18 protein-coding genes and 1 tRNA gene are annotated in these 20,673 nt (G+C 69.3%); 11 read left to right on the top strand and 8 right to left on the bottom strand.

Translation table 11 applies throughout. The features are described from left to right. Window positions 1-2: 2 nt before the first annotated feature. Window positions 3-767 carry an endonuclease III gene (gene nth / locus ABC419_RS01225; protein ID WP_412876575.1) on the bottom strand — a complete coding sequence of 255 codons (765 nt, stop codon included), beginning with the start codon at window positions 765-767 and terminating at the stop codon, window positions 3-5. Window positions 768-904: 137 nt separating this feature from the next. Here nth and ABC419_RS01230 point away from each other — a divergent pair, with 137 nt between their 5' ends. From ABC419_RS01230 to ABC419_RS01255, 6 genes are all read left to right on the top strand, one after another. Further along, entirely contained in the window at window positions 905-2,026 is a 1,122-nt protein-coding gene (locus ABC419_RS01230; protein WP_412876574.1) for an HlyD family secretion protein, read from the top strand. Further along, a complete protein-coding gene (locus ABC419_RS01235; RefSeq protein WP_412876573.1) occupies window positions 2,023-3,612 on the top strand; it encodes a DHA2 family efflux MFS transporter permease subunit in 1,590 nt (529 codons plus the stop codon). The genes ABC419_RS01230 and ABC419_RS01235 overlap by 4 nt, the downstream gene beginning before the upstream one ends. Further along, entirely contained in the window at window positions 3,612-4,211 is a 600-nt protein-coding gene (locus ABC419_RS01240; RefSeq protein ID WP_125899600.1) for a TetR/AcrR family transcriptional regulator, read from the top strand. The genes ABC419_RS01235 and ABC419_RS01240 overlap by 1 nt, the downstream gene beginning before the upstream one ends. A gap of 86 nt (window positions 4,212-4,297) precedes the next feature. Continuing rightward, window positions 4,298-5,077 carry a creatininase family protein gene (locus ABC419_RS01245; RefSeq protein ID WP_412876572.1) on the top strand — a complete coding sequence of 260 codons (780 nt, stop codon included), beginning with the start codon at window positions 4,298-4,300 and terminating at the stop codon, window positions 5,075-5,077. A 22-nt stretch (window positions 5,078-5,099) separates the two neighbouring features. Next, a complete protein-coding gene (locus ABC419_RS01250) occupies window positions 5,100-5,585 on the top strand; it encodes a phasin family protein (RefSeq protein ID WP_412876571.1) in 486 nt (161 codons plus the stop codon). 72 nt (window positions 5,586-5,657) lie between these two features. Further along, window positions 5,658-5,816 carry a hypothetical protein gene (locus ABC419_RS01255; RefSeq protein ID WP_200168678.1) on the top strand — a complete coding sequence of 53 codons (159 nt, stop codon included), beginning with the start codon at window positions 5,658-5,660 and terminating at the stop codon, window positions 5,814-5,816. 187 nt (window positions 5,817-6,003) lie between these two features. Here the strand turns inward: ABC419_RS01255 and ABC419_RS01260 are convergent, their stop codons facing one another. The 3 genes from ABC419_RS01260 to tsaD are packed head-to-tail and all read right to left on the bottom strand — an operon-like array spanning window position 6,004 to window position 8,564. After that, on the bottom strand, window positions 6,004-6,393 hold the full coding sequence (locus tag ABC419_RS01260) for a Rieske (2Fe-2S) protein (RefSeq protein WP_412876570.1): 390 nt from the start codon (window positions 6,391-6,393) through the stop codon (window positions 6,004-6,006). Further along, entirely contained in the window at window positions 6,393-7,391 is a 999-nt protein-coding gene (locus ABC419_RS01265; RefSeq protein WP_200168676.1) for an NAD(P)H-dependent glycerol-3-phosphate dehydrogenase, read from the bottom strand. Before ABC419_RS01265 ends, ABC419_RS01260 begins: the two co-directional genes overlap by 1 nt. Window positions 7,392-7,433: 42 nt before the next feature. Then, window positions 7,434-8,564, bottom strand: coding sequence for a tRNA (adenosine(37)-N6)-threonylcarbamoyltransferase complex transferase subunit TsaD (tsaD, locus tag ABC419_RS01270; protein WP_412876569.1), 1,131 nt, complete (start codon window positions 8,562-8,564; stop codon window positions 7,434-7,436). A gap of 53 nt (window positions 8,565-8,617) precedes the next feature. Between tsaD and hemC the strand changes: the two genes are divergently transcribed. The 3 genes from hemC (at window position 8,618) to ABC419_RS01285 (ending at window position 10,385) form a co-directional block, all read left to right on the top strand. Further along, window positions 8,618-9,562 (top strand): hydroxymethylbilane synthase, encoded by a 945-nt coding sequence (gene hemC / locus ABC419_RS01275; protein ID WP_412876568.1) that lies wholly within the window; start codon window positions 8,618-8,620, stop codon window positions 9,560-9,562. 4 nt (window positions 9,563-9,566) lie between these two features. Further along, complete coding sequence (locus ABC419_RS01280) at window positions 9,567-10,262, top strand: uroporphyrinogen-III synthase (RefSeq protein WP_412876567.1); 696 nt, start codon at window positions 9,567-9,569, stop codon at window positions 10,260-10,262. Window positions 10,263-10,309: 47 nt separating this feature from the next. Beyond that, window positions 10,310-10,385 (top strand) — tRNA-Thr (locus tag ABC419_RS01285). Window positions 10,386-10,451: 66 nt separating this feature from the next. Here the strand turns inward: ABC419_RS01285 and ABC419_RS01290 are convergent. Next, window positions 10,452-10,676: an oxidoreductase gene (locus ABC419_RS01290; RefSeq protein ID WP_125900801.1), complete on the bottom strand. Its 225-nt coding sequence runs from the start codon at window positions 10,674-10,676 to the stop codon at window positions 10,452-10,454. 196 nt (window positions 10,677-10,872) lie between these two features. Here ABC419_RS01290 and metK point away from each other — a divergent pair, with 196 nt between their 5' ends. Continuing rightward, window positions 10,873-12,072: a methionine adenosyltransferase gene (gene metK / locus ABC419_RS01295; RefSeq protein ID WP_412876566.1), complete on the top strand. Its 1,200-nt coding sequence runs from the start codon at window positions 10,873-10,875 to the stop codon at window positions 12,070-12,072. 192 nt (window positions 12,073-12,264) lie between these two features. Continuing rightward, window positions 12,265-13,494, top strand: a complete 1,230-nt coding sequence (locus ABC419_RS01300; RefSeq protein ID WP_412876565.1) for an argininosuccinate synthase — start codon at window positions 12,265-12,267, stop codon at window positions 13,492-13,494. Window positions 13,495-13,515: 21 nt separating this feature from the next. On the opposite strand, the gene ABC419_RS01305 is transcribed toward ABC419_RS01300, so the two are convergent. The 3 genes from ABC419_RS01305 to ABC419_RS01315 form a co-directional block, all read right to left on the bottom strand. After that, the gene (locus tag ABC419_RS01305; RefSeq protein ID WP_412876564.1) at window positions 13,516-14,817 is read right to left on the bottom strand and encodes a PQQ-dependent sugar dehydrogenase; all 1,302 of its coding nucleotides are present in this window, start codon (window positions 14,815-14,817) and stop codon (window positions 13,516-13,518) included. A gap of 5 nt (window positions 14,818-14,822) precedes the next feature. Further along, window positions 14,823-15,290 (bottom strand): universal stress protein, encoded by a 468-nt coding sequence (locus ABC419_RS01310; protein ID WP_125900797.1) that lies wholly within the window; start codon window positions 15,288-15,290, stop codon window positions 14,823-14,825. Window positions 15,291-15,507: 217 nt separating this feature from the next. Then, window positions 15,508-20,370 (bottom strand): NAD-glutamate dehydrogenase, encoded by a 4,863-nt coding sequence (locus tag ABC419_RS01315; RefSeq protein WP_412876563.1) that lies wholly within the window; start codon window positions 20,368-20,370, stop codon window positions 15,508-15,510. Between the last annotated feature and the right edge of the window lie 303 nt (window positions 20,371-20,673).

A 20,673-nucleotide genomic window follows, 5' to 3' on the forward strand; every position in this document is an offset into this window, starting at 1 on the left:
GCCTACACGCCCATGAAGCTGGTCCGCGACGGGCACAGGTCCGAGATCACGCACCCCGGACATTTCGGGCGCTGCGCCAGGCAGGTGTAGCGGCCGTGCAGGATCAGCCAGTGGTGCGCCTTGGGCAGCCAGGCCTCGGGCACCACCTGGTGCAGTTGGGCCTCCACCTTGTCCGGCGTCGCCGCATTGGCCAGACCCAGCCGGTGCGAGACGCGGAAAACGTGGGTGTCCACCGCGATGGCCGGCTCGATCCCCAGTTCGTTCAGCACCACGCTGGCGGTCTTGCGCCCGACGCCGGGCAGGGCCTGCAGGTCGGTACGGTTCAGCGGAACCTCGCCGCCGTGCTTCTCGACCAGCATCCGGGCGGCGGCGATGACGTTCTTCGCCTTGGTGCGGTAAAGGCCGATGGAGGCGATCAGGGGGATCAGCCCCTCCTCGCCCAGGGCCAGCATCTTCTGCGGCGTATCGGCGACGGCGAACAGGGCCTTGGTCGCCTTGTTGACCCCCACGTCGGTCGCCTGGGCCGACAGGGCGACGGCCACCACCAGGGTGTAGGGATTGACGAAATCCAGCTCGGTCTTCGGATCGGGCATGACGCCTGACAGGCGGACGAAAATCTCCTCCACCCGATCCTCATCCGGCGGCCAGCTGATGATGGCGCCGACGGGGGCCTTCTTCGGCTGGCGCGAACGCTTGCCCGGCGGCGGGGTCAGCCCGGCCTTCTGAACGGCCTTCTTCTGGCGGGAGGCGGATTTCAACGGAGCCATGTCCCCGCTTCGCCTCCCCCGCGCCCGGCGTCAATGTCGCGCGCTCGCGACGCTGCGACAAAAAAACGCAGTCGCGCCTTGTATTCTGGACTGCGCCGTCCATTTTACGCGCGAAATCGAAGCGAGCTGTCTCCCCCATGGCCCTCCCCGCCCCGCTCAAGAAGCGCCTGCCCCTGATCGTCGCCGGCGTCGTCGGCCTGGGCCTCGTCGTCGGCGGCGTGGTCTGGTGGCAGGGCAAGCAGCGCTGGGAAGGCACCGACAACGCCTTCGTCCAGGCCGACACCGTGGCCGTCAGCCCGCGCATCGGCGGCGAGGTGGTCGAGGTTCTGGTCAAGGACAACCAGCGCGTCGAGGCCGGTCAGGTGCTGGTCCGGCTGGACGACGCGGACGCCCGCGCCGCCCTGGCCCAGGCCCAGGCCAATCTGGCGGCCCTGACCGCTGCCGTCGCCAATGTCGACGCCCGAACCGAGCAGGAACAGGCGACCATCGCCGCCCGCGCCGCCGCCGTGACCCAGGCCCAGGCCCAGGCGAACCTGGCCCGCGCCGAGGTCGACCGTTACGGCAAGCTGGCCGATCAGGGCTGGGTGTCGCAGCAGCGCATCGAGACCCAGCGCGCCACCGCCGAGACCGCCCGCGCCTCGGTCGCACAGGCCCAGGCCGCCCTGACCGCCGAACAGCGCACCGCCGCCGTCCTCGGCTCATCCCGCCAGCAGAGCGTGGCCGCCGTCGAACAGGCGCGCGCCCTGGTCGATCAGGCGCAGCTGACGCTGGACCGCACCGTGATCCGCGCCCCCGTCGCGGGCGTCGTCGGCGCGCGCGGCGTGCGCCTCGGCCAGGTGGTGCAGGCGGGCGGCCAGCTGATGTCCGTGGTGCCGCTGCAGGACACCTATGTCGTGGCCAACTTCAAGGAGACCCAGGTCGGGCGGATGCGTCTGGGCCAAGAGGTCGAGATCAAGGCCGACGCCTTCCCCGGCCGGTCGCTGCAGGGCCGTATCGACAGCTTCGCCCCCGCAACCGGCTCGGAATTCGCCCTGATCCCGGTCGAGAACGCCACCGGCAACTTCACCAAGATCACCCAGCGCGTGCCCGTCCGCATCGTCGTCCAGCGCGACGCCTCGGGCCAGCCGATCGTCCTGCGGCCCGGCCTGTCGGTGGAGGTCAAGGTCGACCTGAAGAGCCAGGGCGGGCCTGCCTTCGCCGAAGCCCACATGGGCGAGACGGCCCTGGCCCAGGCCGCCGACCCGAGCTCCGCCCGGTGACGGACGCCGCCGCGTCTTCGGCTCCGGCGGCCCCCGCCGACCAGCCCGAGATCAACTGGACCGTCCTGCTGCTCGGCTTCGCCGGCATGGTCATCGGCCAGTTCATGGCCATCCTCGACATCCAGATCGTCGCCGCCTCCCTGCCGCAGATCCAGGCCGGGGTCGGCGCCTCCGCCGATGAGATCAGCTGGATCCAGACCGCCTATCTGATCCCCGAGGTCGTGATGATCCCCCTGTCGGGATACCTGTCGCGGCTGTGGGGCACGCAGAAGGTGTTTCTGGCCTCCTGTCTCGGCTTCCTGGTGATGAGCGTGGCCGTGGGCCTGTCGTCGTCGATCGAGATGATGATCGTCTTCCGCGCGCTCCAGGGCTTCGTCGGCGGGGCCATGATCCCGACCGTCTTCGCCGTGGCCTTCACCGCCTTCCCGCCCGAGCGGCGCGTGACGGCCAGCGTCATCATGGGGCTGATCGTAACGCTGGCCCCCACCGTCGGTCCGACCCTGGGCGGGCATCTGACCGAGTGGCTCAGCTGGCGCTGGCTGTTCTTCATCAACGTCTTTCCCGGCGCGATCGTCCTGTTCCTGGTTGGGCGCTACGCCCATTTCGACAAGGGCGACCCCAGCCTGTCCAAGGGCTTCGACTGGCTGGGCCTGATGCTGATGGCCGCCTTCCTGATGAGCCTGCAATTCGTGCTGGAGGAGGGCGCCAAGGAGGACTGGTTCGCCGACGACATGATCCTGCTGCTCAGCGTCGTCGCCGCCGTCTGCGGTCCGGCCTTCGTCTGGCGCTCGCTCAGCTACCGCAATCCGATCGTCGAGCTGCGCGCCTTCGGCAACCGCAACTTCGTGGTCGGGGTGCTGATGACCTTCATCGTCGGCGCGGCCCTGTTCGGCGGCACCTTCCTGCTGCCGCTGTTCCTGGGGCGGGTGCGCGACTATTCGGCGGCCGAGGTCGGCACCACCATGGTCGTCTCAGGCCTGGCCATGTTCGCCACAGGCCCCATCGCCGGGCGGCTGGTGCGGGCGGTGGATGCGCGCATCCTGATGTTCGTGGGCTTCATGATGGCCGCCTGGGGCATGTGGGACGCCCGCAGCGTGACGGATCAGTGGGGCTTCTGGGAGTTCGCCGGGGTCCAGGCCATGCGCGGGGCCGGCGTCATGCTGGCCATGATCGCCTCGCAGCAGGTGACGATGGCCACCTTGCCGCCGCACACGGTCAAGAACGCCTCGGGCCTCGTGAACCTGTCGCGCAACGTCGGCGGCGCCTTCGGCCTGGCCATCCTCAACACCTCCCTGACCCAGAACACCGCCCTGCACATGGTCGAGCTGACCAGCGCCATCGACCAGACCCATCAGGGGGTGCGCGACATGATGGCGGGCATGGCCGTGCGCTTCGCCGGCTCCATCGACCCCCAGGCCTCGGCGATGAAGGCGATCTACGGCCTGTTGCAGAAACAGGCGACCACCCTGGCCTTCGGCGACGCCTTCGCCCTATTAGCCATCGGCTGCGCCTGCGCCGGTTTCCTGACCCTGCTGTCCAAACCGGCCAAGCCCAATCCCTCCGCCGCTCCTTCGGACGCCCACTGATGCCTCGCGCCCTCGGCCAGATCGACGAACACAAGAGCCGCGCCATTCTGGAAGCCGCTTCGGCCTTGTTCGTCGAAAAAGGCGCAAAGACCTCGATGACCGAGATCGCCCGTCGCGCCGGCGTCTCGAAACAAACGCTCTACAACCGCTTCCCGACCAAAACCGACATCGGCCGCGCCCTGGCGGCCCAGCGTTCGGACGCCGTAACCGCCCCCCTGACCTCGGGCGCCGGCCCCGAGGAGGTGCTGGCCGCCATCGCCGAGACCCTGATCGGTAAGGTCTGCCAGGGCGGCAAGGGCGCCTCCCTACGCGGCGTGGCCCTGGTCTCGCCCGAGGCGCCGGAACTGGCGCGCGCCATCTACGACGCAGGGCCCGGCGAAAGCGTGCGCCGCATCGCGGCCTGGCTGGAAGCACAAGACGAGGCCGGACGCCTGACCGTTCCAGACGCCCGCGCCGCGGCGGAAATGTTCACCGGCATGGCACTGGGGCACGGCCACTTGCGGTCCGTGCTGGGCCTGCCGCACCCGGACATTGCCGATCTGCCGGCCCGCGCCCGCGAGGTCGCCCATCGCTTCGTGCGCGCCTTCGCGCCGCAATAAGCGTTCGCGCCCAAGTTGGCCCTGAAGGCGGATCAGCGTAAAGCCGCCCTCAGTCCCCTCACCTCCCGCCCGTCGGAGTCCTTCCCATGCTGATCCACCTGTCGTCCTGGCCCGAGATCGACGAGCGCCTGAAGTCCGGCGCCCTTCTGTCCAAGACGGTGATCGTGCCGATCGGCTCGAACGAACAGCACGGGCCGACCGGTCTTTTGGGCACCGACTGGCTGTGCCCCGAGATCATCGCCCAGGCCGCCGAAAAGGGCGACGACAGCCTGGTGATCACGCCGACCTTCAACATCGGCATGGCCCAGCACCACCTGGCGTTCCCCGGCACCATCACCCTGCGCCCGTCGACCTTCATGGCGGCGATCGCCGACTGGGTGTCGTCGCTGACGCGCCACGGCTTCGAGCGCATCTATTTCCTGAACGGGCACGGCGGCAACGTCGCCACCATCGAGGCCGCCTTCGCCGAGATCTACGCCGACTGGTCCTTCACGCCCGAGCCCTGGGCCGAGCGCCCGCCCTTCGTGCTGAAGCTGCGCAACTGGTGGGATCTGCCCGGCGTGCAGAAGCTGTGCGAGGACATCTTCCCGACCGGCCACGGCAGCCACGCCACCCCGTCCGAGATCGCCGTGACCCAGGCCGGCTATCCCGACCGGATCAAGACCGCCGCCTATGAGCCGAAGATCGCCCCCTTCGGCCCGATCCGCGACGCCAACGACTATCGCGCCCGCTTCCCCGACGGCCGCATCGGTTCGGACCCGGCCCAGGCGACCCCGGAAAAGGGCCAGCGCATCATCGACGCCGCCGTTCCGGCCCTGATCCGCGACCTGACCGACTTCGCGCAAGAAGTCTTGCCGGTCGCCTGAAACCAGCCCAGGGTCGTTGCCCATGACCGGCAAAGCTAGCCCCATGCAGAAGACGGCCCGCAACGCCCTGCGCAACGCCCAGGCCGGTCAGGAACTGGCCCAGGCCTCGGCCGCCGTCATCACGCGGCGGTTCGAGATCATGGGCGAGGCCCTGGCCGACCCCCTGCGCGCCGACCACGCCGAACTCAGCCGCATGGGCGTGGAGAAGGTCGAGGCCATGACGGCCTCGGCCGGGGCCGCCTATACCGGCGCGCTGGACCTAGCCGAACGCGCCGGACGCCTGGCTGCGCGCGAGGGGGCCGAGGCCGCCGACTGCCTGGCCAAACTGGCCCGCGCCGGCACCCCCTTCGCCTTCGCCGCCGCGCAGACCGACTGGGCCCTGGGCGCCTGGAGCCGGGCGCTGAACGACGGCTGGTCCTTCTACGGCGCGGCGCTGAAGGCGCAAGGCCGCACCCTGGCCCCCGTCCACGCCAAGGCCACGGCCAATGCCCGGCGCCTGAAGCGCTGACCTCGCGCGGGCGTGATGGAACGCCCGACGCCCGCTCCGGATTGCCTTTGCATCACTGTGAAGGAGACGGCGATGGCCGAGAAAGACCCCAAAACCCCTTATCCCGGCATGATGGGCGACGGCACCGAGGAGCAGAACCTCAACCAGCCCGGCGACCCCTCCAAGCGGATCACCGAGGAAGAGGTCGATGAAGCCTTCACCAAGGATCCCAAGCTGGTGCCGAAGGAATAGGCGGGACGCGGCTTCCGGCCGCCCCTTTCCCCCGCCGTCATCCTCGGGCTTGACCCGAGGATTCAGAGGCAGCGCGCGACGGGCATCCGTTTGACGCGCCTTCGCCGCCGCTCCAAATACAGCAGAGCCGAAAGCTGGATTCTCGGGTCACGCCCGAGGATGATGGTAAGTTGGGGCTATTAAAGCCTCACGCCGTGCGGATGACTCCACCGCTCGCCTCGACCGGCCACGGGGTCAGCTTGCCGCCCGCGCAGGGCCCCGCGACGCAGGCGCCCGACAGCGGCTCGAAAGCCGCCCCGTGCCAGCCGCACAGGATCAGCGACCCGTCCGGCGTCAGATAGCGGTCCAGTTCCACCGCGATGGGAAAGCCCGCGTGCGGGCAGCGATCCACCCAACCCGCGACCCGACCGTCCTTCTTCACCACGAAGCCGTGGAAGAAGGCCTCGCCGATCTGCAGCACGAAGCCGCGCGAGCCGGGATCATTGATGTCCGCCTCAAAACACAGGGCCACGTTCGGCGGCGTCTTCCAGACCCGCTTGCGCTCCTGCGACTCAGGCGCCGGACCCTCTTCGACCACTATTCGCGCTCGGGCTTCAGCGGGCGGCTCATCAGGCTCTCGATCGCCTGATCCACCGTCAGTTCGCCCGCCAGCACCGCCGCCGTCGCCTCGCAGATCGGGGTATCCACGCCCAGCTTGCGGGTCAGTTCGCGCACGGCCGGCGCGCTCTCATAACCCTCGGCCACCGAGCGCTTGCCCTCCAGCGCCTGTTCGACGCTGAGGCCCTGGCCCAGAGCCAGACCCAGACTCATGTTGCGCGACTGCGGGCTGGAACAGGTCAGCACCAGATCGCCCACGCCGCACAACCCCGCCACCGTCTCGGCCTTGCCGCCCAGGGCCGTGGCCACGCGGACGATCTCGGCATAGCCGCGGGTGATGACGGCCGCATGGGCGCTGCGGCCCAGTTCGCGGCCCTCGACGATGCCGCAGGCGATGGCCAGCACATTCTTCAGCGCCCCGCCCGTCTCGGCCCCGATCAGGTCGTCGGCGTAATAGGGCCGAAAGACCGGCCCCGACAGGGCGCCCGCCAGCGCCTCGGCCATGGCCGCATCGGCGCAGGCCAGGGTCACGGCGCTGGGCAGACCCCGCGCCACCTCGGCGGCGAAGCTCGGCCCCGACAGCACGGCGGCCGTGGCCGAGGGAATCGTCTCGGCCAGCACGTCGGTCATCAGCTTCAGCGAGCCGCGCTCAATGCCCTTGGAGCACAGGATGATGGGCAGGCCCGGCCGGGCGTAGGGCGCAAAGGCCGTCAGCGTCGCCCGCATGTGCTGGGCGGGCGGCACGGCCAAAATCAGATCGCAGTCCGCCAGATCCGCCAGATCCGACGTCACGTTGATGGCCGAATCCAGCTCGACCCCCGGCAGGAAGGCTTCGTTGACCCGCCGCGCGCGGATGCTCTCGATCACCTCGGGCTCGCGCGCCTGCAGGATGACGGCCAGACCCGCCGCCGCCGCGCTCTGCGCCAGGGCCGTGCCCCAGGCGCCGCCGCCAATTACGCCTGCCGTATGAAATTCCATGTCTTCTCCGGTCCCCCGACCCCCGCCGAGAGCCATGCCGCTTTAAGCCTTGGCGCCCTTGCGGCCCGTTTTCTTGTGCACAGGATCAACGCTCGCGCGCGTCTCGTCCAGAGGCCATCGCGGCCGGGCCGCGACATCGATGTCCGACGTCAGCCCTTTTTCCAGCCGCTCCGCCCCCGCCAGGGCGATCATCGCCGCATTGTCGGTGCAATAAGCCATCGGCGGCGCCAGGAAGGCGAAGCCGTGCTTGGTCGCCAGATCCTCCAGCGTCCGCCGGATCGTCTTGTTCGCCGCCACGCCGCCCGCCACGACAAAGAGGCGATGTTCATGCGCCTCGGCGTAAGCCTTCATCGCCCGCTCGGAGCGTTCGGCCAGTTGGCGCGCGATCGCCTTCTGCACCGCATCGGCCAGATCAGCCCGATCCTGTTCCGTCTCGCAGATCTGGGCCAGCCGCGACGCCGCCGTCTTCAGCCCCGAGAAGGAGAAGTCGCAATCCTTGCGCCCCAGCAGCGCCCGCGGCAGCTCGAACCGCGACCCGTCGCCTGACGCCGCCAGCTTCTCCAACGCCGGTCCGCCCGGATAGCCCAGCCCCATGGCCTTGGCGATCTTGTCGAAGGCCTCGCCCGCCGCGTCGTCGATCGTCGTGCCCAGACGGCTCATGTCGCCGATGCCGCGCACCTCCAGCAGCTGGCAGTGCCCGCCCGAGACCAGCAGCAGCAAGAAGGGATAGGTCGTCTCCGCCCCCAGCCGCGCCGACACCGCATGGCCTTCCAGGTGGTTGACCGCGATCAGCGGCAGTCCCCGCGCCAGCGCCGCCGCCTTGCCGTAGGACAGGCCGACCATGACCCCGCCGACCAGGCCCGGCCCCGCCGTCGCCGCCACGCCGTCCAGCGCGCTCCAGTCCAGCCCAGCCTCGCTCATGGCCCGGCGCGTCACGCCGTCGATCATCTCCACATGGCTGCGGGCGGCGATTTCCGGCACCACCCCGCCATAGGCCGCGTGGTCGTCGATCTGGCTGTGGATGACGCTGGACAACACCTGCGCGCCCGCCGCCGACAGCCGCACCACCGAGGCGGCGGTCTCGTCGCAGCTGGTCTCGAGGCCCAGCACGGTCAAACCGTCCGACCCGCGTTCGGTTGCCCCGTCCGTCGCCCTGCTATAGTCCGCGTCCATCTTCATTGGGCGGAGTTAGCGACCCGCCCCCCCTTTCGCAACGGCGTCTCGACGTGACTCAACCTCTCCTGCGCATCGGCACCCGACGTTCGCGCCTGGCCCTGGCCCAGTCCGGCATGATGCAGCGCGCCATCGGCCGCGCCCTGGGCGTGCCCGAGGCCGAGGTCGAAACCCTGGTTCCCCTCGTCGAGATCGTCACCACCGGCGACCGCATCCAGGACCGCCGCCTGCTGGAAGTCGGCGGCAAGGCCCTCTTCACCAAGGAGATCGAAGAGGCCCTGCTGGACGGCCGTGTCGACGTCGCCGTCCACTCGATGAAGGATGTCCCCGCCGAACAGCCCCCCGGCCTGGCCATCGCCGCCGTGCCCGAGCGCGAAGACCCCCGCGACGCCTTCATCAGCGACCGCTACGCGACCTTCGCCGACCTGCCGCAGGGCGCCCGTTTCGGCACCGCCTCCCTGCGCCGACAGGCGCAAGCGCTGGCCCTACGCCCCGACCTGAACATCGAAATGCTGCGCGGCAACGTTGACACCCGGCTGAAGCGGCTGCGCGACGGCGACTTCGACGCCATCCTGCTGGCCTGTTCCGGCCTCAACCGCCTCGGCCTCGGCGAGGTCATCCGTCAGCGCCTGCCGCTGGACGCCTTCCTGCCCGCGCCGGGTCAGGGCGCCCTGGCCCTGCAAACACGCGAGGGCGATGTCGACGCCGTCTGGACCCTCGCCCTGAACCACGCCCCCACCGCGCTCGCCGTCGCCGCCGAGCGCGGGGCCATGGCCGCCCTGGAAGGCTCCTGCCGCACCGCCATCGGCGCCTACGCCCACATCGCAGACGGCCGCCTGCGCCTCAGCACAGAAATGCTCAGCCCCGACGGGTCGGGCCGCTGGACCCGCTCCGGCGACATCGCCGCAGACGTCGATCACGCCGCCGCCCGCGCCCTGGGCCTCGACCTCGGCGGTCAGATTCAGGCCGTCGCCGGCGACCAGAAGATCGCGCTCTAGGGCCATGACGCCGATCCGCCGCGTCTGGGTCACGCGCGCCGAACCGGGCGCCGCCCGCACGGCGGACCGGCTGACGGCGCTGGACTTCACCCCGCTCGTCGCGCCCCTGCTGACGCTGGCGCCCCTGCCCGAAAGCCTCGACGCCGCGCCTGACCCGGCCGCCGTCGCCGCCCTCGCCCTGACCAGCCCCAACGGCGTCGAGGCTTTCGCCCCCCTGATCCCGCGCTTTCGCGACCACCCTGTCTTCGCTGTCGGCGACGCCACGGCCGAGGCCGCCCGCGCCGCCGGTTTCGCCGACGTCCGCTCAGCCGCCGGCGACATCCACGCCCTGGCCCGCCTGATCGCCGCCGAAGCCCCGCCCGGCTCCCTGCTGGCCCCCGGCGCGCGCGAACCGGCGGGCGACCTGCCCGCCCTGCTGCCCGACCGCCCGGTCCAGCGCCTGCCCATCTACGCCGCCTTCGAGACCCACGCGCCCGCGCCCGAGCTTTTCGACGCGGTCATGCTCCACTCCCCCCGCGCCGCACGCGCGATGGTCGCCGATCTGCCGCGCGCCACCTCATCCGGCCGCATCGCCATCTGCATCTCCGAAGCCGCCGCCGAGCCCTTGCGCCCCTTCGATTTCGCCGAAATCCGCATCGCCGCCGCACCAGACGAACCGGCGATGCTATCGGCTCTTGGCAAGCCCGCCGCTCCCGTATAAAGAGCCCTCCTCGCTCGCTCGCGCCTCCATCCGCGGACGACGCCGGGGCCGCTTTAGCTCAGCTGGTAGAGCACCTCATTCGTAATGAGGGGGTCAGGTGTTCGAGTCACCTAAGCGGCACCACTCCTCCTTTCGCCCTTCAAAACACACCCACGCCTCGGGCGGCGGCATCCGCACGCTCACCGGGCGTCAAGCCGCCAGGGCGCGGAGCGGTCGGCTCAGGGCAAAGTCGGACGGAGCGAAGCTGCGGACCTCGTGGTTGCCGCGATAGAGGTCGATGCGCTCCAGACGCGGCCAGTCGCGCGCGACCTCCGTCAGGCCGCGCACGGCCTCGACCTCGGTGGCGCCGGGCAGGACGCACAGCTCGGGCGTGATCGCCTCGGGCGTGTGGATCAGACAATAGAAGACGTCCATGGGCGCGCTCCCGACCTTCAGTCGCCGTCCCCTTGCCGAAGATTGATGACAGGCAGGCGCTTGAAAATGCGACGCTTTGGATAAGTCGCATCAAGGATGCTCGACCTGAGAGGTCGCGCCCGCGACAGAAGCCGCCTTGCACGTATAAGCATATCTTTATATGTCTGACGGCCTCATCGTCACGCAGGAGCCTGCCTTGGCCCGTTCGTCGTTCCTCTTCACCTCCGAGAGCGTCTCGGAAGGCCATCCCGACAAGGTTGCGGATCAGATTTCCGACGCCGTCGTCGACCTGTTCCTGTCCAAGGATCCCGAAGCGCGGGTGGCCTGTGAAACCCTGACGACGACCAATCTGGTGGTGCTGGCCGGCGAAATCCGCGGCAAGGGCATCATGAACGTCGAGGGCGAGTGGGCGCCCGGCGTTCAGCAGGAAATCGAAGCTACGGTGCGCGGCGTGGTGCGCGACATCGGCTATGAGCAGGACGGCTTCCACTGGAAGACCTTCCGCTTCGAGAACAACCTGCACCCGCAGTCGGCCCACATCGCCCAGGGCGTCGACGCCGGCGAAGACAAGGACGAGGGCGCGGGCGACCAGGGCATCATGTTCGGCTACGCCTCGAACGAGACGCCGGAGCTGATGCCGGCGACGCTGCAGTACAGCCACAACATCCTGAAGGCCCTGGCCGAGGCCCGCCATTCGGGCAGGGAGCCGGGCCTTGAGCCCGACGCCAAGAGCCAGGTGACGCTGCACTATGAAAACGGCCGCCCGGTGCGCGCGACCTCCATCGTCGTCTCGACCCAGCACAAGGCCAATCTGAGCCAGGGCCAGGTCGCCGCCATCGTGAAGCCCTATGTCGAGAAGGTGCTGCCGCAGGGCTTCATCACCGCCGACACCGAGTGGCACATCAACCCGACCGGCACCTTCGTCATCGGCGGGCCCGACGGCGACGCCGGCCTGACGGGGCGCAAGATCATCGTCGACACCTACGGCGGCGCGGCCCCGCACGGCGGCGGCGCCTTCTCGGGCAAGGATCCGACCAAGGTCGACCGCTCGGCCGCCTACGCCTGCCGCTACCTGGCCAAGAATGTGGTCGCGGCGGGCCTGGCCGACCGCTGCACCATCCAGATCAGCTACGCCATCGGCGTGTCCAAGCCGCTGTCGGTCCACGTCGACCTGCACGGCACGGGCAAGATCGACGAGGCGGTGCTGGAAGCCGAACTGCCCAAGCTGATCGGCGGCGCCTCGCCGCGCGCCATCCGCGAGCACCTGGGCCTGAACAAGCCCATCTATCGCCGCACCGCCGCCTATGGCCATTTCGGCCGCACGCCGGACGCCGACGGCGGCTTCTCCTGGGAAAAGACCGACCTGGTCGACGCCCTCAAGGCTCTGGCCGCCTGACGCCTCTAAGCGGTTGAAAATCCAGCCTGAAACGGGGGCGTCGCGGATCAGTTCGCGGCGCCCTCGAGGCATTGGCGGACCGGCGTCCCAATCCCGCGCTTGCATCGCGGCGCGTCTGGTCCTTTAAGCGCGCCGAACGCCTCCCCCAAGCGTCCCCTGACCCTTGCGTCTCCTGAAAGGATTAACCGACCGATGAGCAAGCCCGCCCCCAAGAAAGTCGTCCTCGCCTATTCGGGCGGGCTGGACACGTCGATTATCCTGAAGTGGCTGCAGGAGGAATACGGCGCCGAGGTCGTGACCTTCACCGCCGACCTGGGTCAGGGCGAAGAGCTCGCCCCCGCCAAGGAGAAGGCGCTGAAGCTGGGCATCAAGCCCGAGAACATCTTCATCGACGACCTGCGCGAAGAGTTCGTGCGCGACTTCGTCTTCCCGATGTTCCGCGCCAACACCGTCTATGAGGGCCAGTATCTGCTGGGCACCTCGATCGCCCGTCCGCTGATCTCCAAGCGACAGATCGAGATCGCGCGCATGGTCGGCGCCGACGCCGTCTGTCACGGCGCCACCGGCAAGGGCAACGACCAGGTCCGCTTCGAGCTGGGCTATTATGCGCTGGAGCCCGACATCCGCGTCATCGCCCCCTGGCGCGAGTGGGACTTCAAGTCCCGCGAGGCCCTGCTGGACTTCGCCGAGAAGCACCAGATCCCGATCTCCAAGGACAAGCGCGGCGAGGCCCCCTTCTCGGTCGACGCCAACCTTCTGCACTCCTCGTCCGAGGGCAAGGTGCTGGAAGACCCGGCCGTCGAGGCGCCCGAGTTCGTGCACCAGCGCACCATCTCGCCCGAAGCCGCGCCCGACACGCCGACCGTCATCACCATCGCCTATGAAAAGGGCGATCCGGTCGCCATCGACGGCGAGGCCCTGTCGCCCGCCGCCCTGCTGACCAAGCTGAACCAGCTGGGCCACGACAACGGGATCGGCCGTCTGGACATGGTCGAGAACCGCTTCATCGGCATGAAGTCGCGCGGCGTCTATGAGACCCCCGGCGGGACCATCCTGCTGGCCGCCCACCGCGGCATGGAGTCGATCACCCTGGATCGTGGCGCCATGCACCTGAAGGACGAGCTGATGCCGAAATACGCCTCGCTCATCTACAACGGCTTCTGGTTCAGCCCCGAGCGCGAGATGCTGCAGGCCGCCATCGACCAAAGCCAGCAGAAGGTGTCGGGCGTGGTCCGCGTCAAGCTCTACAAGGGCAACGTCACCATCATCGGCCGCGAAAGCCCCAACAGCCTGTACGACCAGGATCTGGTGACCTTCGAGGAAGGCGTCCAGGCCTATGACCACAAGGACGCCGAGGGCTTCATCAAGCTGAACGCCCTGCGCCTGCGCGTCCTGGCCAAGCGGGACGGCCGCGAGGGCTAAGTCGCCCCTGACAACCCAAGCCTACCGGGGCCGGGCGATTCTCAGGATCGCCCGGCTTCTGTCATCCGTGACCCAGATGGAGCCGTCCGGCGCCGTCGCCATCGTCACGGGAGAGCCGCGCGGGTGGCGGCCGGCGATCCTATCCCAGCCCGGCGTCAGCACCTTTCCGTTCACGCTGGGCGCGCCGGCGGGGTAGGGCAGGGCGCCGCGCGGATAGATGGCGTAGCGCCCGCCGATATCGGTCAGAGGCCGTCCCGCCTCGTCCGTCTCGACCGCCACGATGCGCCCGGCCGTGCGGCGGAAACCGTGCCAGGTCATCAGCAACCGCCCCTGAAGTTCGGGGAACATCGCCCCTTCGTAATAGATCAGGTCCAGCGGCGCCGCGTGCGGCGGCAACAGGGCGATCGGCCGTTCGCGCTCATTGCAGCGCGCCTGACGCGCCGGCCAGCCCGGCAGGGGCGTCACCAGATCGACGCAATAGGGCCAGCCGTAATGGCGCCCCTGGGTCAGCACGTTCACCTCGTCATAGGGGTGGTTCGGCGTGTCCAGATCGACCGAGTTCTCGGCCTGAAGCACCGTCCCCGACGCATGGCGCACCAGGGCGATGGAGTTCCTCAGCCCGCTGGCGAAGACGGTGCTTTCTTCCGCCCAGCGGCCGTTCCCCAGATAGGCGTGGCGCCGCACCTGCGCCGTCGCGGCGTCCTCGACGCAGGCCCCGCGCGCATCCGTCTTCGGCTTGCCCGCCGCGTCCAGACAGCGGTCGCTGGGCGCCCCGACATTGACCAGCAGGTCGCCGTTCCCGTCGAAGACGAAGCTGGACAGCGGGTGGCGGTTGTCGTGCAGCCGGTTGTCCGGCAGGTCGCCGATGACGGTGCGGACGCTGGCCTGGGCATCAGCCGCGTCGGGATCCAGCGTCAGGATGCGGTTCATCTCGGACACATAAATCCGCCCGTCCGGCCCGCGCTTGACCGTGTGCGGCATCGAAAGGCCGCCCGCTAGCCGCCGCCAGCGCGCCGCGCCGTCGGCCGCAAACGACAGCCGCCACACCGCCCCCTTGCCCGCCTCCCAGGCGCCCAGGTCCGTGACCAGCCAGTCGCCGCCCTCCAGCGGCATCAGACCGCGCGGCATCCGCGGCCCGTCCTGGCCCGCCCCCTGCCACACCAGACCGAGGCAATAGCCCTCGGCCATGCGTACGGCTGTAACGGCACGGCCGTCGCAATCCCCCTGCACGGCGTAGGCCCGGACCGCCGCCTGCGCCAGGGCATGCGGCGCGAACGCCGTTGTCGAAAGAAGAACAGCGGCGGCGATCAAACGGAGCATCATGATGGTCAGGCCAGATCCTGAATCTCTTCTTCCGTCAGTTCGCCGGGCACGATTGTGACGGGCAGCTTTCGACCGGTGAAGCCGGCGCCGTGTTTCAAAACGGCGGAAATCAGGGGGCCAGGGCCGCGCCCGTTGGCGCCGGCGGCCAGGATCAGGATCTTGATGTCGGGATCGTCGCTGACCGCCTTGCGGATGGCGGCCTGGGGATCGCCTTCCTCGATCAGATAGACGGGCGGGGCGCCGGACGTCTCGGCGACCTTTTCCCCCAGCCGGGCCAGCAGAGCCTCGGCCTCCTCGCGCTGTTGGCGACGGATTTCGTCGCGGACGCCGGACCAGTGCTCGTCCGATCCGCCGACCAGGGCGCGCAACAGCACCACATGGCCCCCGGTCGAACGCGCGCGGCGTGCGGCGTAGGCCAGGGCGGCGTCCAATTCGGGAGTGTCGTCGACGACGACGAGGAACTTCCTGGGCATGGGCCCTCCGGTTCGCTGAACAGCAGGGGGCCACCTAAACCGACCCCGCCCCAAACGCCAAGGCCCGCCCGCCTCGCCAAACAACGAAACGGACGGGCCTTAAAAGCGACTTCACGACCATCGCTCACTTTTCAAACGCCTCATGCGCTCAAGCAGCGAGCCGCCGCGCGGCGAGCGTAGCGCGTGACGCCGGGCCGCTGCCCGGCGTCACCACCACTTAGGAAGCCGAAGCCAGCACCTCGCGGATCTCGCCGTTGGCGATAGTCAGCTTGGCGAAGGTCCAACCGGAGCCCGAGGTCTCGATCTCATCGACCGAGGCGCGCAGGGCCTCCACCTGATCCATGCGGGCGCCGATCCAAGCGTCGACCGCCTGTTCCGCGCTGTCCTCGCCGGCGCCCGCCGCCTGGGCCGAGGCCTTGGCCACGGCGCGGGTCAGCTGCTGCTGCTCGGTCATCAGATCCTGGATCAGGCGACGCACGGCCAGGCGATCGAAGCGATCGCCGGACGGCACCGACCCGGCCGCCACGCGCAGGCGGTCGAAGTCGAAGGCGGCGCCGACCTGGTGATAGACGCGGGCCATGGCCGGGGCGTCCCAACCCAGTTCGCCGGCCAGGTCGCCGATGTCGGCCGTGGCCACCATCGGACGCAGCATGGCGATGTCGCGGGCCAGGTCTTCCGGCGCGCCCAGACCAATGAAGGTCTGGACCCGACCTTCGTAGCGGGCGTGCTCATAACGCGACAACACTTCCGGACCGGCGGCGCGCAGGGCGTCGGCGGCGGGCTGATAGGCGGCGATCATGCCGCCGACCGTCGTCTCGGTGCGGGCCGCGCGACGCGCCAGCCAGAAGGTCTGGCGACGCAGGACCAGGGCGATCTCCTGATAGAGGGCCGTCTGGGCCTCGGCCGGGATCTTCAGGTCCAGGGCCGACACCGCCTTCCAGGCCTCGTCGAGGCGGAAGACGTGGCGGGCGGTCTCAAAAGCCGTGACCATGGCGGCGGTGTCGCATTCCGCCGCCGCGCGCAGGCGGTCGGGGAAGGTCGGCCCGGCCATGTTGACGATCTCGTTCGACAGCACGGTGGCGATGATGTCGCGGCGCAGGCGGTGCCCCTTCATGTCCTCTTCGAACTGGGCCAGCGGCGCCGGGAAGTACTCCAGCAGCAGGCGTTCGAAGAAGGCGTCGTCCGGCGCCGTCGAGCCGACGATCTCGTCGAACAGCTCGAGCTTGGAATAGGCGGTCAGGACCGCCAGCTCCGGCCGGGTCAGGGCCTGGCCTTGCAGCTTCATCTCGGCGATGCGGGCGTCGTCGGGCAGGTATTCGACCGCCCGGTTCAGCTTACCGATCGACGACAGGTGCTGCATGAAGGCCTGCTGAGAGTCCAGCGCGGCCGCGCCTTCGGCCTGTTGCAGGGCCAGGGCCAGGGTCTGGTCGTAGTTGTGGGCCAGCACCTTGTCCGCGACCTCGTCGGTCATCGACTTGAGCAGGGCGTTGCGATCCTCGGCCTTCAGATGGCCCGAGGCGATGGCGCCGCCGGTCAGGATCTTGATGTTCACCTCGTGGTCCGATGAGTCCACGCCGGCCGAGTTGTCGATGGCGTCGGTGTTCAGACGCACGCCCGCGCGGGCGGCTTCGATCCGGCCGAGCTGGGTCGCGCCCAGGTTGGCGCCTTCGCCGACGACCTGCGCACGGATCTCGCCGCCGTTGATGCGGATGGCGTCGTTGGCCTTGTCGCCGACCTGCAGGTTGGTCTCGCCGGCGCCCTTGATGTAGGTGCCGATGCCGCCGAAGTAGAGCAGCTCGGCGCGGGCCTTGAGGATGGCCTGCATCAGGGTGACCGGATCGACGCTATCGGCCTCGATGTCCAGCAGCGCCTTGATCTGCGGCGTCAGGGCGATCGACTTGGCCGAGCGCGAGAAGACGCCGCCGCCTTCGGAGATCAGGCTCTTGTCATAGTCCTGCCAGCTGGTGCGCGGCGTCTCGAACAGGCGCTTGCGCTCGGCCCACGACTTCGCCACGTCCGGGTTCGGATCGATGAAGATGTCGCGGTGATCGAAGGCGGCCACCACCTTGATCGCCTTGGACAGCAGCATGCCGTTGCCGAAGACATCGCCGGACATGTCGCCGACGCCGACCACGGTGAAGGGCTCGCTCTGGATGTCCTTGCCCATCTCGCGGAAGTGGCGCTTGACCGCTTCCCAGGCGCCGCGCGCGGTGATGCCCATTTCCTTGTGGTCATAGCCGGCCGAGCCGCCGCTCGCGAAAGCGTCGTCCAGCCAGAAGCCGTAGGACTGGCTCACGCCGTTGGCGATGTCCGAGAAGGTCGCCGTGCCCTTGTCGGCGGCCACGACCAGATAGGGGTCGTCGCCTTCCCAGGCCACGACATTGGCCGGGCGCACCGGGGCGGCGTCGCCGACGATGTTGTCGGTGATGTCCAGCATGCCGGACAGGAAGGTCTTGTAGGCGCGGATGGCCTCGGCCTGGGTCTCCTCGCGCGTGCCGCCGACCGGCAGCTGCTTGGGATAGAAGCCGCCCTTGGAGCCGACCGGCACGATGACCGAGTTCTTGACCTGCTGGGCCTTCACCAGACCCAGAACCTCGGTGCGGAAGTCGTCACGACGGTCCGACCAGCGCAGACCGCCGCGCGCCACCGGGCCGAAGCGCAGGTGCGAACCCTCGATATGCGGCGCCCAGACGAAGATTTCGCGGAAGGGCTTGGGCAGGGGCAGGTCGGCCAGTTCCTGACCGGCGATCTTGATCGAGATGTGGGCCTTCGGCGTGCCCTCGGCGTCCAGCTGATAGAAGTTGGTGCGCTTGATCCCGTCGATCAGGGCCGCGATGCGGCGCAGGGCCCGGTCGTGATCCAGGCTCTTCACGTCCTGCAGCAGGGTTTCGATCTTGGCGTCCAGTTCGGCCACGGCCGCCTCACGCTCGGCGACCGAACCACCGTGCGCCGGGTCGAACTTGGCCTTGAACAGCGACAGGATGGCGCGCGCCACGTCGGGGTACTCGCGCAGTGCGGCTTCCTGCACCGACTGCGACGGGTCCAGGCCCGTCTGCTGGCGATAGCGGGCCAGGGTGCGGATCAGGGCCGCCTCGCGCCAGTCGACGCCCAGCTCGAGCACCAGGCGGTTGAAGCCGTCGCTCTCGGTGCGGCCGTTCCACACGGCCTTGAAGGCCTCTTCGAACGGGGTCTTGAGGTCGGCGAACACCAGGTCGGCGCCGCGCGGGTCTTCCAGCAGGAAGTCGTGGATGTAGATCGGCTCCTGGCCGATCGTGCGCACGACGTGGTCGGATTCCTCGAGCGTCTTCAGGCCCATGTCGGCCAGGATCGGCAGGACGTCCGACAGCGGCACGGCCGAACCGCGGCGATACAGTTTGAAGCGGAACTGCAGATTGGTCTCGTCGGCCGTGCGGAAGGCGCGCACCGCCACCGGCTCGGCGTTGACGCCGTCGGCGGCCGAGCCGTCGTTCAGACGGTCGAACTGCTCCAGGTCGGCCACGGCCTCGGCCGCGTCATAGCGGGCGCGGAAGGCCACGCCGAAGCCGTCGGCCCAGCGAGCGCTGGTCGGGCCGACGGCGGCTTCATCGACCCCGGCCAGGCGCAAGGCGCGCTCGAAGCGATCGATCCAGCTGCGGCCGGCCTCGGCCACCTCGGCCTCCAGAGCCTGCAGGTCCGGGGTCGGGTGATCGCCGGGCGTCACGCCGATGATGTAGTGGACGCGGGTCAGCGGCTGATCGGTCAGCTGCGGATACCAGGCCGAGACGCGACCGCCCCAGGCCTGGGCCAGGATGCCGCCGATGCGCTGGCGCAGGCCCGCGTCGAAGCGCTCGCGCGGGATGAAGCACAGCACCGAGACGAAGCGGTCGAACGGATCACGGCGCGTGAACAAGCGGATGCGCGGACGGTCGTACAGGTGCAGAATGCCCAGCGCCGTATCCAGCAGCTCGTCTTCGCCGATCTGGAACAGCTCGTCGCGGGGATAGTTCTCGAGGATGTTCTTCAGGCGCTTGTGGTTGTGGCTGCCCGGCGTCTTGCCGGCGCGTTCCAGCGCATTGGCGACCTTGCGCCGGATCAGCGGCACTTCCTTGGCCATCTTGTCGTAGGCTTCGGCGGTGAACAGGCCGACGAAGCGGGTCTCGCCGGTCGCCTTGCCGTCGGCGTCGTAGCGCTTGATCCCGACGTAATCCATGTAGGCGCGGCGATGCACGCGCGAGCGCATGTTGGCCTTCGCCACGGTGACCGGATCGCTCTCGTCCAGCTGGCGCTGCATGGCGGCGGTCAGCACGGCGGGCTCGGAGGCACGGCGCAGGACGCGGCGCTCGGGATCGCTGAGGACGCCCAGACCGTCGCTGGACTGGTTCAGGGGCGCCTCGGCCTCATAAGAACCCGAAGCGTCGCGCGGATAGTCGTAGTCGCGCGCGCCCAGGAAGACGAAGTGATCGCTCTTGGCCCAGCGCAGGAACTCGAGGTTCTCCTTCAGCACCTCGGGATCGACGCCCTTCGGCGGGGCGGCTTCAAGACGCTGGACGGCGTCGCGCATGGTCTGGACCATGGCGCCGTGGTCGCGCACGGCGACGCGCACGTCGGCCATGGCCTGGGCCAGGCCCTCGCCCAGGGCGTCGCGGCGTTCCTGCGGCAGGGGGTCGATGACGACGATGATCAGGGAGTCGCGACGGCCGGCCTCGACCTCGACGATCGGGTGGAACAGGGCGCGGACAGTGACGCCGGCGTCGGCCAGTTCGCCCAGAACGCTGTCGACCAGGAAGGGGCCGTCGTCCTGCAGGATCAGGATCTGATCATAGCCGGTGTTGACGCCGGCGGCGTCGGCCAGCGGGCCGACGGTGATGCGGGCGGGCTCGCCCGCCTTGCGGGCCTCGGCGCCGCGCCAGGCGCCGGCCAGCAGGACCGCCAAGTCGTCGCCGCCCAGTTCGGGCGTCTCATCGGCCGAATAGTCGTCGAAAGCCTGAGCCAGCAGGGTCTTCTCCGCCGCGCCCGGCGGCGCCGCAATCCGCGCGTAGGCCGCCTCCAGCGCTCCCAGGTCGGCGGGAACGGCGGGAACGATGCGCGAAGCAGCGGACATGACTCAGGTCTCGAACGGCGCGGTGGAAAACCGCTGGGGAAAACAGCCGCACCTTAGCGTCCCCGGCGAGAACGGCTAGGCCGCCCAGGCCCTGAAAGACAGGGAATTTCAGTGTGCACCGCAGCATGTGGCGCAACGGGCCCAGTTGTGGACCGTTTGCATCGCCAGCACCGTCAAGTCGAGCAGGAAAAGCCCCAATTCCGCCGTCATCGGACGGAAGCAGCCTCAGCAATGTGCTGTGAGACAGACCCCTGAAACGAACAAGGCCGTCGAACGATGTCCGACGGCCTGCTCGGTCCGGCG

This window comes from Brevundimonas phoenicis, assembly GCF_047237745.1.
Lineage (GTDB): Bacteria > Pseudomonadota > Alphaproteobacteria > Caulobacterales > Caulobacteraceae > Brevundimonas.

Excerpts from the sequence above, each read along its gene's own strand:
- nth (WP_412876575.1), bottom strand. The coding sequence starts at position 767 with ATGGCTCCGTTGAAATCCGCCTCCCGCCAGAAGAAGGCCGTTCAGAAG.
- ABC419_RS01230 (WP_412876574.1), top strand. The coding sequence starts at position 905 with ATGGCCCTCCCCGCCCCGCTCAAGAAGCGCCTGCCCCTGATCGTCGCC.
- ABC419_RS01240 (WP_125899600.1), top strand. The coding sequence starts at position 3,612 with ATGCCTCGCGCCCTCGGCCAGATCGACGAACACAAGAGCCGCGCCATT.
- ABC419_RS01245 (WP_412876572.1), top strand. The coding sequence starts at position 4,298 with ATGCTGATCCACCTGTCGTCCTGGCCCGAGATCGACGAGCGCCTGAAG.
- ABC419_RS01250 (WP_412876571.1), top strand. The coding sequence starts at position 5,100 with ATGACCGGCAAAGCTAGCCCCATGCAGAAGACGGCCCGCAACGCCCTG.
- ABC419_RS01255 (WP_200168678.1), top strand. The coding sequence starts at position 5,658 with ATGGCCGAGAAAGACCCCAAAACCCCTTATCCCGGCATGATGGGCGAC.
- ABC419_RS01265 (WP_200168676.1), bottom strand. The coding sequence starts at position 7,391 with ATGGAATTTCATACGGCAGGCGTAATTGGCGGCGGCGCCTGGGGCACG.
- tsaD (WP_412876569.1), bottom strand. The coding sequence starts at position 8,564 with ATGGACGCGGACTATAGCAGGGCGACGGACGGGGCAACCGAACGCGGG.
- ABC419_RS01280 (WP_412876567.1), top strand. The coding sequence starts at position 9,567 with ATGACGCCGATCCGCCGCGTCTGGGTCACGCGCGCCGAACCGGGCGCC.
- ABC419_RS01290 (WP_125900801.1), bottom strand. The coding sequence starts at position 10,676 with ATGGACGTCTTCTATTGTCTGATCCACACGCCCGAGGCGATCACGCCC.
- ABC419_RS01300 (WP_412876565.1), top strand. The coding sequence starts at position 12,265 with ATGAGCAAGCCCGCCCCCAAGAAAGTCGTCCTCGCCTATTCGGGCGGG.
- ABC419_RS01305 (WP_412876564.1), bottom strand. The coding sequence starts at position 14,817 with ATGATGCTCCGTTTGATCGCCGCCGCTGTTCTTCTTTCGACAACGGCG.
- ABC419_RS01310 (WP_125900797.1), bottom strand. The coding sequence starts at position 15,290 with ATGCCCAGGAAGTTCCTCGTCGTCGTCGACGACACTCCCGAATTGGAC.
- ABC419_RS01315 (WP_412876563.1), bottom strand. The coding sequence starts at position 20,370 with ATGTCCGCTGCTTCGCGCATCGTTCCCGCCGTTCCCGCCGACCTGGGA.